The 12,805-nt window shown below is 59.7% G+C and carries 17 protein-coding genes and 1 tRNA gene; 5 read left to right on the plus strand and 13 right to left on the minus strand.

Annotated elements, in window-relative coordinates:
- Positions 1 to 184: 184 nt before the first annotated feature.
- The 12 genes from AB9K37_RS14410 to AB9K37_RS14465 form a co-directional block, all read right to left on the minus strand.
- On the minus strand, positions 185 to 553 hold the full coding sequence (locus AB9K37_RS14410) for a hypothetical protein (protein WP_369840148.1): 369 nt from the start codon (positions 551 to 553) through the stop codon (positions 185 to 187).
- Positions 540 to 911, minus strand: a complete 372-nt coding sequence (locus AB9K37_RS14415; RefSeq protein WP_369840150.1) for a DUF6538 domain-containing protein — start codon at positions 909 to 911, stop codon at positions 540 to 542. The genes AB9K37_RS14410 and AB9K37_RS14415 overlap by 14 nt, the downstream gene beginning before the upstream one ends.
- Before the next feature lie 61 nt (positions 912 to 972).
- A tRNA-Arg gene (locus tag AB9K37_RS14420) sits at positions 973 to 1,049 on the minus strand.
- A gap of 46 nt (positions 1,050 to 1,095) precedes the next feature.
- A complete protein-coding gene (locus AB9K37_RS14425; protein WP_369840152.1) occupies positions 1,096 to 2,316 on the minus strand; it encodes a cysteine desulfurase in 1,221 nt (406 codons plus the stop codon).
- 21 nt (positions 2,317 to 2,337) lie between these two features.
- Positions 2,338 to 2,898 (minus strand): YIP1 family protein, encoded by a 561-nt coding sequence (locus AB9K37_RS14430; RefSeq protein ID WP_369840153.1) that lies wholly within the window; start codon positions 2,896 to 2,898, stop codon positions 2,338 to 2,340.
- 9 nt (positions 2,899 to 2,907) lie between these two features.
- Positions 2,908 to 3,414: a YIP1 family protein gene (locus tag AB9K37_RS14435; RefSeq protein ID WP_369840155.1), complete on the minus strand. Its 507-nt coding sequence runs from the start codon at positions 3,412 to 3,414 to the stop codon at positions 2,908 to 2,910.
- Positions 3,414 to 4,721, minus strand: coding sequence for a Fe-S cluster assembly protein SufD (gene sufD, locus AB9K37_RS14440; RefSeq protein WP_369840157.1), 1,308 nt, complete (start codon positions 4,719 to 4,721; stop codon positions 3,414 to 3,416). The genes AB9K37_RS14435 and sufD overlap by 1 nt, the downstream gene beginning before the upstream one ends.
- Complete coding sequence (gene sufC, locus AB9K37_RS14445) at positions 4,721 to 5,476, minus strand: Fe-S cluster assembly ATPase SufC (protein ID WP_293708966.1); 756 nt, start codon at positions 5,474 to 5,476, stop codon at positions 4,721 to 4,723. The genes sufD and sufC overlap by 1 nt, the downstream gene beginning before the upstream one ends.
- A 24-nt stretch (positions 5,477 to 5,500) precedes the next feature.
- A complete protein-coding gene (locus AB9K37_RS14450; protein ID WP_072706907.1) occupies positions 5,501 to 5,812 on the minus strand; it encodes a heavy metal-binding domain-containing protein in 312 nt (103 codons plus the stop codon).
- A 48-nt stretch (positions 5,813 to 5,860) separates the two neighbouring features.
- The gene (sufB, locus tag AB9K37_RS14455) at positions 5,861 to 7,381 is read right to left on the minus strand and encodes a Fe-S cluster assembly protein SufB (RefSeq protein WP_369840159.1); all 1,521 of its coding nucleotides are present in this window, start codon (positions 7,379 to 7,381) and stop codon (positions 5,861 to 5,863) included.
- Between the two features lie 26 nt (positions 7,382 to 7,407).
- Positions 7,408 to 8,451 carry a cysteine desulfurase family protein gene (locus AB9K37_RS14460; RefSeq protein ID WP_369840161.1) on the minus strand — a complete coding sequence of 348 codons (1,044 nt, stop codon included), beginning with the start codon at positions 8,449 to 8,451 and terminating at the stop codon, positions 7,408 to 7,410.
- Positions 8,452 to 8,527: 76 nt separating this feature from the next.
- Complete coding sequence (locus tag AB9K37_RS14465; protein WP_072706910.1) at positions 8,528 to 8,986, minus strand: Rrf2 family transcriptional regulator; 459 nt, start codon at positions 8,984 to 8,986, stop codon at positions 8,528 to 8,530.
- 161 nt (positions 8,987 to 9,147) lie between these two features.
- Here AB9K37_RS14465 and AB9K37_RS14470 point away from each other — a divergent pair, with 161 nt between their 5' ends.
- The 5 genes from AB9K37_RS14470 (at position 9,148) to AB9K37_RS14490 (ending at position 11,945) form a co-directional block, all read left to right on the plus strand.
- On the plus strand, positions 9,148 to 9,801 hold the full coding sequence (locus AB9K37_RS14470; protein ID WP_072706911.1) for an alpha/beta hydrolase: 654 nt from the start codon (positions 9,148 to 9,150) through the stop codon (positions 9,799 to 9,801).
- Between the two features lie 3 nt (positions 9,802 to 9,804).
- On the plus strand, positions 9,805 to 10,023 hold the full coding sequence (locus tag AB9K37_RS14475; protein WP_072706912.1) for a hypothetical protein: 219 nt from the start codon (positions 9,805 to 9,807) through the stop codon (positions 10,021 to 10,023).
- A complete protein-coding gene (locus AB9K37_RS14480; RefSeq protein ID WP_369840164.1) occupies positions 10,020 to 10,607 on the plus strand; it encodes an HD family hydrolase in 588 nt (195 codons plus the stop codon). The genes AB9K37_RS14475 and AB9K37_RS14480 overlap by 4 nt, the downstream gene beginning before the upstream one ends.
- Before the next feature lie 71 nt (positions 10,608 to 10,678).
- Positions 10,679 to 11,302, plus strand: coding sequence for a YitT family protein (locus AB9K37_RS14485; RefSeq protein WP_369840166.1), 624 nt, complete (start codon positions 10,679 to 10,681; stop codon positions 11,300 to 11,302).
- 31 nt (positions 11,303 to 11,333) lie between these two features.
- Positions 11,334 to 11,945: a YitT family protein gene (locus AB9K37_RS14490; RefSeq protein ID WP_369840168.1), complete on the plus strand. Its 612-nt coding sequence runs from the start codon at positions 11,334 to 11,336 to the stop codon at positions 11,943 to 11,945.
- Here the strand turns inward: AB9K37_RS14490 and AB9K37_RS14495 are convergent.
- Positions 11,942 to 12,742 (minus strand): class II glutamine amidotransferase, encoded by an 801-nt coding sequence (locus AB9K37_RS14495; RefSeq protein WP_369840170.1) that lies wholly within the window; start codon positions 12,740 to 12,742, stop codon positions 11,942 to 11,944. The genes AB9K37_RS14490 and AB9K37_RS14495 overlap by 4 nt on opposite strands.
- Positions 12,743 to 12,805: the final 63 nt, after the last annotated feature.

Here is a 12,805-nt window from a genome sequence, read left to right on the forward strand (position 1 = left end):
CATGTTGGTTTTGGTCATCGGGGTCTCCGTGTGGTTCGTGGTTGAAGCGGTCAAACTCCACCTCGACCATACACCTCGATGGCCACCCGGGATTACACCGTTGGCGGTGCGGAAATTACACCACGTGCTCGGACACTAACACGGATAGGAGCGCGAGACAGCAAACCAGCAATCCGCCTGACCGTCAGTGGATCGCATAAGAGTGCAGCAGCTCTGTGTCTGAGACCAGCGAAATGATCCACCTTGCTTCGTCATCAAGATCACGACATTTGGCTTGGACCCTAGGCAACACTTCTGCTGGTATCGGCTCCCGCCCTTCCACGCCAGCTTTTCGGTCATAGTAGACCCCAGTGAATGGATTCTTGATCGTCACTGCGGCGAAATTGATGACAGCTCTCACTGTACTAATGATCCGTGTGATGCTGCTGCCAGCCAGCCCCCTCTCGACAAGCGCATCTCTGAAGCGGTTGGCATCTAGGCGAGTATAGGCCGTGATGTCTTTGTCTTTGACCACATCAATAACGTAGCCACAGGACCGCTCAGTCGCCCGCATGAAGGTCTCTGGCTTTCCTGAGCCGTTGATAGATGCCGACCGCTTCTGAGAGCTTCACGGAGTTTGATTGGGATGGCTTGGAAGGGACTGATTGTTCTGCTGCGCCAACCCTCGATTGCTTGAGCATGTGCTGCCCTGGCAAGTCAGTTTGCTTCAGCCTCAGATGATACCAATACTCGTCCAGTTGCTGAGCAGCCTTTTGCGCTCTGGCAAGGGCTACGCGAGCCACCTTGGTACGGAGGGAATACTGGATTCGGGAGGACAGATAATGCTGCGAAAGATCGGACGGAACGCGCCGACTGAAGTAGAAAATGCCGTCTTTGACGAACGCATATGGGACCAAATTGGTCTCCGCCATGGTCTACGGTAGCTCCTGCGACTGCAAAAGCTGAGGTCTGACAATGGCTTAGCGCGGAAAGTGGCGCACCCATGAGGATTCGAACCTCAGGCCTCTGCCTTCGGAGGGCAGCGCTCTATCCAGCTGAGCTATGGGTGCCTAACGGTGGGAATAGCAGGGCCATGACAGCCCCGCAATCGCAAAATTAGCCCAGAAGTTCCTGAGCCAGCTCCAGTGCATCGACCAGAGCGTCAACCTCTGCGGTGGTGTTGTACGCAGCAAAGGACGCACGGCAGCTAGCAGAGATGCCCAGATGCTCCATCAGCGGGCCGCAGCAGTGGTGACCAGCGCGGACTGCAACGCCTTTTTTGTCGAGGATGGTCGAGATGTCGTGGGCGTGCGCAGCCCCCGACATGGTAAAGCTGAAGATCGCCCCCTTGCCCGGCGCGGTGCCCTGCACTTGCAGCCAGTTCAGGCCCAGCAACCGTTCCTGCGCATAGTCGCGCAAGGCGGCCTCGTGGGCGGCGATGTTCTCCATCCCGACGCCCATCATCCAGTCCAGCGCCACACCCAAACCGATCTGCTGGACGATACCGGGCGTGCCAGCTTCGAGCATCATGGGGGTGTCGTTGTAGCTGACCGCGTCCTTGGACACTTCGCGGATCATGTCCCCGCCGCCCATAAAGGGGCGCATTTCGGCTAGACGCTCTTTGGCGATGTAGATCGCGCCAGAGCCCGAGGGACCATACAGTTTGTGACCCGTGATCGCGTAGAAATCGCAACCGATGTCCTGAACGTCCACGGGCATGTGGACAGACCCCTGAGAGCCGTCCACAAGCACGGGGACACCGCGTTCTTTGGCGGCCGAACAGATGGATTTAACGTCCACCACGGTACCCAGAACGTTCGACATCTGGGTGATGGCCACTAGTTTGGTCTTGGGGCCGATGGCGTCAATGACCTTTTGCGGATCAAGGCTGCCGTCCACTTCGGGATCGACCCACTTCAGCACGATCCCCTGACGTTCCCGCAGGAAATGCCAGGGCACGATGTTGGCGTGGTGCTCCATCGTCGACAGGACGATCTCGTCGCCTGCCTCCATGCGGGGCATGGCCCAACCGTAGGCGACTGTGTTGATGCCCTCGGTCGTGCCAGTATTCATCACGATCTCGTCCTCGGACGGAGCATTCAGAAACTTGGCAACGATACCGCGCACACCTTCGTACTTCTCGGTCGCGAGGTTCGACAAATAGTGCAGCCCGCGGTGCACGTTCGCGTATTCTTCGGAATAGGCGCGGGTGATCGCATCAATCACCACCTGAGGCTTCTGGGAACTGGCACCATTGTCCAGATAGACCAGCGGCTTTCCGTTCACCTGCCGCGACAGGATCGGAAATTCGGCGCGTAGGGCGTTTACATCGAGCATAAGGCAGAGCCTCCGGTAGGTTTACACACCGAGCAGCGCTAAAAGCAGTACCATGCCGAAAGTGATGCCGACAAATCCGAACACCACGGTGGCAACGGCACGACCTGCGGTCTCGAAACCATGTGCAACTTTGATAAATCTGGTGGTGAGCCAAAGGGCGTACCCGATGACCACAAAGGCAAAGAGAGGGCCGATCGACGGAAAGGCAAGCGCCAAAACGCTTTGCGGGATTTGCAGCGCGATCAGCATGGTCTGAACCCAAGACATGAGCAAAACAACCTGATCCAGCCGTGCGGCCCCTTCGAGTGCACGCCCCGAAGCCAGCATAGCAAAGGACATCACCGCAAGGTTCGCCCCCATGACCACCGTCAGCATAAAAGGAGGCACCATTGTGCCGAGCCCAGAGGGCAAAAGCACCTCTGTTCCAAAGAACATTAGGACGCTTGCGATGACGGTCAGGCCAAAGATGTGCCACACAGCCAGAGGCTGCAACCGCATCCCCAGCAAAGATTCCGCGACCGCGTCAGGGTCGCGCAACGTGGCGAGGATCAACTGCCATATGGTCGAAACGTTCAGTGTCATGACTCGTGATTAGGCGCCTCTTGCCGCCGAGGCAAGTGGGCCTGTCCAGTAAGCGACCTTGAGGCCGGAAAAGAGGAACCAGACGAAAGCCACAACCCACAACGCACCGACAACCGCGACACCACTGCCGGGCGCGAGCCCTTCGGTCAGACCATAAAGCAGCAGAAGCGGAACGGACGCAAAGAATCCCCAGAACAGCGCCAGACGTGCGCCATAAGATTTCCCTTTGCCGCCCGCGATGCGGACGATCAAATGCAATACCCCAGCTAGCATGTAGAACAGGAGCGGCGCGAAAAAGACCCATGCCATGAGTGGGCCAGTCAGAGCTTCGGTAAAGTCCTGACCGCTGAGGAATGCATCGCGCGAGATTTTGGGCCACTGCCCCACAAAGGTCAGACCGCATGCGGCGATCAGCCAGAACAGGGCGCGATCCTCTCGTTGGCCCATAGCGGACAGGCGCGTGAACACCTGTCCGGGGTTGCGATAGGTCGCGACCATATCCCGCGTGATCGACATCAGAGATCGTCTTCCAGATCCAGCCACAGGCGGATGCGGCGCAGGATGGCCTCGCGCAGCTCTTCGGATTCGATCTCGTCCACGGCTTCGGCCAAGAACGCCAAGACCATCAGGTCCTGTGCCTTGCGGTGCGGGATGCCGCGGGCGCGCAGGTAGTACAGCGCATCCTCGTCAATCGCACCCGAGGTCGAACCGTGCGAACACGCCACGTCATCGGCATAGATTTCCAACTCGGGCTTGGCGAGGAATTGGCTGTCCTCGTCCAGAAGCAGCGACTGGCTGATCTGATAGCCGTCGGTTTTCTGAGCGCCCTGCTTGACCAGAATTTTGCCTTGGAACACGCCGGTCGCACCGTTCGACAGCACCTTCTTGAACACCTGACGGCTTTCGCAGTTCACGGCGTCATGAGTGATAAAGATGGTGTCGTCCTGATGCACGTCCTTGCCGTCGGCCATCAGCGCGCCTGCCACGTGGGCAATCGCGTCGTCGCCGGTCAGCTCCATGATGCACTCGTTGCGGGTCATCTTGCCGTTCGGGGTCAGGGTGAACGACTTGAAGGTGCTCTCGGTTCCCAGACGCGCGAACATGTGGGTCACCAGCTGGCGTTCCTGATCGCGGCCCTGGCTGCGCACATGGTGGAAGGCTGCGGTGTCCGCAATCGCCACTTCGGTCACAGTGTTAGCGCGGGCACCAGCGGCACCGGTCTCCAGCAGGGTCACAGATGCGCCCTCTTCAACCTTGATCACGTGGTGCAGAACCGCGTCCGAGGTGTCAGAGTTGCGCTCGTAGACAACGTGGATCGGCTTGGCCGCCGCGCCAGTGGCACGGATCACCAGACCGTCGGTCGCATAAGCCGTGTTCAGAGCCGCGAGCGGACGCTCAACAGGGTCTTGGCCAGCGGTTTCCAGCGCGCCGTAGATGTCCTTGGCCCAGTGGATGTCGGCCTGCGCGGCATCGGCCAAGCGGCTGATTTCCACGCCGTCCAGCGTCAGATCGTCGGACGCATCGGTATCAAAGGCGCCATCACGGAAGACAACGGTCAGAACGTCCACGCCCTCGAACACCTGCGTGCCGGCATCATCGGCCACCGCCGCAGCAACAGGTTCAGCAGAGGTGAACGCGTCGGGGCGGGTGTATTTCCAGTATTCGTCGCGGCGAATGGGCAGACCCATCGCGTCCAGACGGCCAGCGGCATCTTTGCGGGCAGCGGTGATCCACTCGCCGCCTTCGGGCATCGACAAGGCGGGCTGGCGCGCGGCCAGAGCGTCCTGCTTCTGCTGCTTCAGCTGTGCTCGTTTGATCGCCATTACGCGTTCTCCGCCAGCAGGTCTGCGTAGCCGTTCTTTTCAACTTCCAGAGCCAGCTCGGGGCCACCGGTCTTGATGATGCGGCCATCTGCCATGATGTGCACGACATCAGGTACGATGTGGTCCAGCAAACGCTGGTAGTGGGTGATCACGAGGAACGAGCGGCCTTCGTCGCGCAGGGCGTTCACACCGTCCGACACCAGCTTCATGGCGTCCACGTCCAGACCCGAGTCGGTCTCGTCGAGGATGCACATCTTGGGCTCCAGAACTGCCATCTGCAGGATCTCGTTGCGCTTTTTCTCGCCGCCCGAGAAACCCATGTTCACAGGGCGCTTCAGCATGTCGGCGTCGATCTTCAGCGACTTTGCTTTTTCACGGACCATCTTCAGGAAGTCGGTCGCCGACATTTCCTCTTCGCCGCGCGCCTTGCGCTGTGCGTTCAGAGCGGTGCGCAGGAAAGTCATGTTCGACACGCCGGGGATTTCCACGGGGTACTGGAACGCCAGGAACAGGCCTTCGGCGGCGCGCTCTTCGGTTTCGGCTTCCAGCAGATCAAAGCCATCCATGGTGGCCGAACCGTCGGTCACTTCGTAGCCATCGCGGCCCGACAGAACGTAGCTCAGGGTCGATTTACCCGAGCCGTTGGGGCCCATGATCGCGTGGACCTTGCCGGTTTCGACAGTCAGGTCCAGACCCTTCAAGATCTGCTTGTCCTCGTCTTCAAGTTTGACGTGCAGGTTTTTGATTTCCAGCATATTTTCGTTCCTTTTCAGGTCAGATCAGCCCAGCACCACGGCGGTGCCCGAGGCCGAGACCATCAGCATGTTGTTGATTACTTCGTAGTCCAGATCGACGCCGACAACGGCGGTCGCGCCCACGGCGGCGGCGCGCTCTTCCAGCTCTTTCAGAGCGGTTTCGCGGGCCTCGGCGAGGCTTGCCTCATAGGCCCCTGACCGCCCCCCGATGATGTCAGTGATGCCCGCGAACAGATCGCGGAACACGTTGGCACCCAGAATAGCCTCGCCCGTGACGATGCCACGGTATTCTGCGATCTGGTACCCTTCGACAGTGGGGGTGGTGGTGACGATCATTGGACGTTCCTTTGTGGGATGCGAAGGGGGCAACATGCCCCCACCAGATTAACCGACAGAGCCTTCGAGAGAGATGGCCACCAGCTGCTGCGCTTCCATGGCGAATTCCATGGGCAGAGCCTGAAGCACCTCTTTGCAGAAGCCATTCACCACGAGGGCGACGGCCTCTTCCTCGTCCATGCCGCGCTGGCGGCAGTAGAACAGCTGGTCATCGTCCACCTTCGAGGTGGTCGCCTCGTGCTCGACGCGGGCCGAGTTGTTGCGAACCTCGATGTAGGGAACCGTGTGCGCGCCGCACTGATCACCGATCAGAAGGCTGTCACACTGGGTGTAGTTCCGGCCATTCTTGGCTTTGGGGTGCATGGTGACCGCACCGCGATATGTGTTCTGCGCTTTGCCCGCACTGATCCCTTTGGAGACGATCCGCGACTTGGTGTCTTTGCCAAGGTGGATCATCTTGGTGCCGGTGTCGGCCTGCTGCATGTTGTTCGCAATGGCGATCGAGTAGAACTCGCCTTGGCTTTCGTTGCCGCGCAGGATGCAGGACGGGTATTTCCACGTCACAGCCGAGCCGGTTTCCACCTGAGTCCACATGATCTTGGCGCGATCGCCACGGCAATCGGCGCGCTTGGTCACGAAGTTATAGATGCCGCCCTTGCCCTCTTCATCACCGGGGAACCAGTTCTGAACAGTCGAGTATTTCACCTCGGCGTCTTCTTCGATGATGATCTCAACCACTGCGGCGTGCAGCTGCGCGGTGTCACGCTGAGGGGCAGTACAGCCCTCAAGGTAGGACACGTACGAGCCTTTGTCCGCGATGATCAGGGTACGCTCGAACTGGCCGGTGTTTTCCGCGTTGATGCGGAAATAGGTGGACAATTCCATGGGGCAGCGGACGCCCGGCGGAATATACACGAACGAGCCATCCGAGAAGACCGCGCTGTTCAGCGTCGCATAGAAGTTGTCCGACGCAGGCACGACGCTGCCCAGATACTTCTTGACCAACTCGGGGTGCTCTTTGATCGCTTCGGAGATCGAGCAAAAGATCACGCCCGCCTTCTTCAGTTCGGCTTGGAATGTGGTCCCGACCGAAACCGAGTCAAACACCGCATCCACAGCGACCTTGCGCCCTTCGGCGGGCATATCCTCGGCCCCTTCGACACCGGCAAGGATCATCTGTTCCTTCAGCGGAATACCCAGCTTTTCGTAGGTGGCCAGCAGCTTGGGATCGACCTCGTCCAGCGACTTCGGCTTCGTCTCAAAGCTCTTGGGACGCGCGTAGTAGTACTGTTCCTGAAAGTCGATCTCGGGATAGGTGACCATCGCCCAATCGGGCTCTTCCATCTGCTCCCAACGCTCGAACGCGGACAGACGCCATTCGGTCATCCACTCCGGCTCGCCGTTCTTTTCCGAGATCAGACGCACGATATCAGGGTTCACGCCCTTGGGCGCGTATTCCATCTCGATGTCAGTGTCCCACCCGTACTTATAGGTGCCACCCATTGCGCGGACGGTTTCAACCGTTTCCCGATCCACGCCGTCGCGAATTTCGTCATCCAAGGTTGCCATTGGCGTCCCTCCTGTTCACATCTCGCTCACGCCCCACGGGCGCGAAATTTCTTGAACTGCTTGCGCCAAGCATCGGCAAAGCGCAGCACGTCCTCTTCCGTCACGTTCGGCCCCAAGCTGATGCGGATCGCTCCGCTGGCTGTGGCCTCATCAAATCCCATGGCGGTCAAGACGCGGCTGGCGCGCACTTTCCCGCTGGAGCAAGCAGACCCGGCGCTGATCGCAAAACCGGCCAGATCCATCTGCATCACTTGCGTCTCACCCTTCCATCCGGGCACCGCCACCACTGTGGTGTTCGGCAAGCGTTCAGCGCCTTTCCCGACAAAAATAGGCAAGTCCGAGTCATCTTCCAGAGCGTTTTCTAGAATATTTCTAATTTCCGCAACCCGTTCCCAAACGCCATCCGCCAGATCGCGGGCCGCAGCCTGTGCGGCCGCCCCAAAACCGACCATCCCGATGACATTTTCAGTCCCCGAACGACGGCCCATTTCCTGACCGCCCCCTTTGATGCGGCTCTCCACATCCAGGCCGCGCCGCAAGACCAAAGCCCCAATGCCCTTTGGCCCACCAAGCTTGTGCGCGGACACCAGCCCCATCTGCGCCCCGCTCCAATTGAATGCGAACGGCACCTTGCCAAAGGCTTGCGTCATATCGCTAACCGCCAGCCCTTCTGGCAATTTCTGCAAGACACCGGTTTCACTGTTGGCGAGCTGCAAAGACGCCCCAGCGGGGTTCTCAACAGTCACACGCCCCAGAGAGTCCACCGGCAACTCATCCGTAACCCACGCTGACACAGCGTCATGCTCGACCGCAGCCCCCTGCAGCCCGCGCCCTGCGCAGGCCAGAGCTGCCGCCTCTGTCGCGCCAGAGGTAAAGACAACATCTGCCCCCTCTGCCCCCAGCGCCTCTGCAACTTGCGCCCGCGCCGTCTCAACCAACGACTTCGCAGCACGCCCCTCGGCATGCACGCTGGAGGGATTGCCCACCACATCCATGGCCGCAATCATTGCCGCCTTGGCCTCCGCCCGCAAAGGCGTGGTCGCATTCCAATCCAGATAAACGCGCTTCACAGCACAGGTCCTTCTTTTTGCTCAAAATACTCCGGGGGAGTCGCGCAGCGACGGGGGCAGCGCCCCCACCCACGCTTCATTCATCCACCACAGCAAACAGGCTCGGCACCGCCGGACAGGGCGCCAACTGGTTCTTGATCACGTCCTTCAAACTCGCCTGATGCAAGAAGACATAAACGTGGGCACTCAGCCCCTCCCAAAGCCGGTTGGACAGCGATTGCGCCCGCGAGCCGGACAACCCACCAGAGGCCCCTGCCCCTTTGTGCATGGCGCTCACAGTTTCGTCGACGGCGCCCAAAATCTCGGACACACGGATCTCTGCCGAGGGACGCGCCAGACGATATCCACCACCCGGGCCGCGCACGGATTCAACCAAGCCGCTCCGGCGCAGCTTTACAAAGAGTTGCTCCAGATAGGGCAGCGAGATGTCCTGACGCTTCGAGATTTCACCCAATGTCACCAGGTGGTCTTCGGGCTGCAGAGCCAGATCCACCAGTGCAACCATTGCGTAACGACCTTTGGTACTCAGTTTCATTTCGTCCCCCCGACGGCGAATAGATTGACGTTCGCGCCCGCAAGCCCTAAATCGCTTACACCTTCCCGTCCACACCGACGGTAATTTAGAATCCTTCTAAGGTGGCTGATCGTTTTCGTCAAGAATTCGCCGCCCAATTTGTTCAGGAGAGCGCCAAGTACATGCCCGAGGTCATTTTTCCAGGACCCGAAGGCCGCCTCGAAGGCCGCTATCACCCCCAAAAAGACCGTGACGCCCCGATTGCCATCGTGCTTCATCCTCACCCGCAATTCGGCGGGACGATGAACAACAAGGTCGTCTACAACCTGCACTATGCGTTCTACAACATGGGCTTCACCGTGTTGCGGTTCAACTTCCGTGGCGTCGGCCGCAGCCAGGGCGAATACGACCAGGGCGTAGGCGAGTTGTCGGATGCGGCATCGGCGCTGGACTACCTGCAGTCGATGAACTCCAACTCCAAGCATTGCTGGGTCGCCGGCTTCAGCTTTGGCGCTTGGATTGGCATGCAGCTTCTGATGCGCCGCCCCGAGATCACAGGCTTTGTCTCTGTTGCGCCGCCGGCGAACATGTACGACTTCAGCTTCTTGGCGCCCTGCCCCAGCTCTGGCCTGATCATCAACGGCGGCGCTGACCGTGTTGCGCCGCCTGCGGACACCGTTTCGCTGGTCAAAAAGCTCCAAGAGCAAAAAGGCATCACGATCACCCACGAGGAAATGCCCGGTGCCGGTCACTTCTTCGAGGAGCCGAACATGGAGCCGATGATCGACACTGTGTCGACTTATGTGAAGCGTCGCCTGACCGAGAACAGCCGCTAAGTCATGGGGATCACCGAAGATCTGGCCGACAAGCTGGCACAAGACGTGATCGCTGCCATGGAAAAGCTTGGCGATGATCGCCTGCCGGACGAGGTTGCCGATGTGATCGGCGCCACCTCTCCCACCACCGAAGAGGCCTTCCGCACCGCTGTGCGCGTGCGGATCGCCGAGCAACGGGCCCGCAAATTCCTTGCCTCCAAACTCGGCGAGGAAGAAGCGTGAGCGCAGATCGGATTTCGGCCCAACTCGCCTTTTTGACAGAGGCGGATCGGCTGAAATCCATCGACCGCGCGACCACCCTGTGCGACGCATCGCGCCGCGAGAATTCTGCAGAACACAGCTGGCACATCGCGCTGTATGCGCTGACCATGGCCGAGCACGCTTCGCGCCCCGTCAACGTGGGCCGCGTGATCCAGATGCTCTTGCTCCATGATCTTGTCGAGATTGATGCTGGCGACGCGCCGATCCACGGCAGTCCTGACCCCGACCTGCAAGCCGTCAAGGAACAGGCCGCCGCCGACCGCATTTTTGGCCTGCTGCCTGCTGACCAGCGCGATGCCTTCCGCGCGATTTGGGAGGAATTCGAGGCCGCCGAAACCGATGACGCGATCTTTGCCAAATCCATCGATCGCGTGCAGCCCGTGATCGCGAACCTTGAAACAGGCGGCGGCACGTGGCCCGAATACAACGTCACCCCAGAGCAGCTGGAAACCCGCGTTGGCGTCAAAGTCAAACGCGGCGCTCCTGCCATCTGGCAGGCGCTGAAGGCACGCATCGACCACTGGTTCGCTGAAAACACAGGCTAGCGCCTGCCGCACTGCGGCTTTGCGTGCGCAGCATATAGACAGGTCAGTATCTCTGCCCTATATTGGAGGCCATGCCAGCCTCCTATCATATCCCGCTGTCCCGTCAGAAACACTCGCTGATCGAGGACGTCCAAGGCCTATCCATCGGCCTGATCACCACGTCGATCGGCCTGACATTCCTGACCTCGCTTGGCTTTATCACAGGCCAAACAGCGGGCTTGGCGTTGATCATCAGCTACCTGACCGACATCAGCTTTAGTTGGGTCTTCTGGACGATCAACATCCCCTTTTACATCGTGGCGTGGTTCTACATGGGCCCCGAATTCACGATCAAATCCGCGATCAGCGTGACACTGCTATCGGTGCTTATGGCGGTTGTGCCGGGCCTCATGCCCTTTGGCGGATTGAACCCGTGGTTCGGGACTGTGGCATTTGGCGTTCTGACCGGATTTGGCTTGCTGGGTGTCTTCCGTCACAAATCATCGCTCGGCGGGCTAGGAGTTGTGGCTTTGATGGCCCAAGAGTTTCTGAACATCCGCGCGGGCTATGTGCAACTGGGGTTCGACGCGATCCTGTTTGCGGTTGCGTTTTTCTTGTTTGACCCGCGTATCGTGCTGTTTTCGCTGTTCGGCGCTGTCATCCTGAACGGCGTTATTGCCTTTAATCACCGGCGCGACCGTTATATCGCGGACTGAAATTTGATCCAAAAGACAGAGACGATGCGCCATGGCAGAGCCACATCACTCGATTAACCACACCCTCGCCGAAGATGCCCAAGCCTTTGCGCTGGGAACAACCATGTGTTCGCTCGGGCTTTTGATCCTGACCAATCTGGGGCTGATCACGGGACAAACGGCGGGCCTTGCCGTCTTGCTGAGTTACCTGACTGGCATTAAGTTCGGGGTGCTCTTCTTTTTGGTAAACATTCCGTTCTACATCCTTGCCTACATGCGGATGGGCACACGCTTCACGATCAAGACGTTCATCGCGGTGGCCCTTTTGTCGGTCATTGCCGACCAACTGCCCAACTTCGTCAAATTCAGCGAGATTGAACCACTGGTGGGCACCTTGATCATGGCGGGCGTGACGGGGTTGGGACTGATGGTCCTGTTCCGGCATGGCGCGTCCCTTGGCGGGGTCGGCGTTCTGGCGCTGTACCTGCAGGACAAAACCGGCTTTCGTGCGGGCCACACGCAGCTGATTTTTGACGCCTGCCTCTTTACGGTGGCGTTCTTTGTGCTGCCGCTGCCGATGGTTCTTTATAGCCTGCTTGGCGCGGTGATCGTGAACCTGATTATCGCCACCAATCACCGCAAAGACCGCTACGTCGCGCTCTAGGCAACCTTGTGCGCCCGGTGCAGATCGGGCGCAAAGCACGACCGTTCGACCCCGTCCGCGCTAAAGCGCATCCAGCAGCCGGGCGGAACCTCAACCCAATCGGTTTCATCGGTTTCCAAAGGCTCCGACACCACAGCCCAACCGTTCCGCGTGTCGCTCCAGCGGTAGTACAGCGACGGCGCCTGAGCGTCCGATGCATAGCGCACCGCATACAGGCTCTGCCCATCCGACAACGCAGCCGCCAGCCGCATGTGGGGCGTCGCGCCCTTTTCCTCGGACAGAATTTGCAGACGAGCGGCCGCGCGGAGCATCGCACCATGGGGGTCGGCATCCAGACCCTCATCCAAGGCAATCAGGAACAGCGCCTCGCTGTCCGTAGCCCCCTTGCGGCTGTCATAGAGCGCGTTCGAGATCATCATATCCGCGTCCTTGCGGATCATGCCAAAGCCCCCAACCTGACCGTTGTGCATAAAGCTCCATTTGCCCACGGCGAACGGGTGACAGTTGTTGTGGCTGGTCGCGGTACCTGTCGAGGCCCGCACGTGCGCCATGAACAGCCCCGACTTCACCTGATAGGCCAGCGACCGCAGATTCGGGTCCGACCACGCGGGGTGCACATCGCGATACAGGCCCGGCTCTTCGCGGTCCCCGTACCACGCCAGCCCGAAGCCATCCGCATTAATCGCAGTCTGACACTCGGTCGCACATTGGGACTGGTGGACGAGCGAATGCTTGGGGTCTGTCACGACCTCGGACAGGAAAATCGGCGCTCCGATATAGGCGGCCCAACGGCACATTGGCGTGTCCTCGATCTGTGGCGAATGCTGTGTTGCGGCATGCAATCTACAGGCCAGTTCACA

Source organism: Donghicola sp. XS_ASV15 (assembly GCF_041224595.1).
Classification (GTDB): domain Bacteria; phylum Pseudomonadota; class Alphaproteobacteria; order Rhodobacterales; family Rhodobacteraceae; genus Donghicola.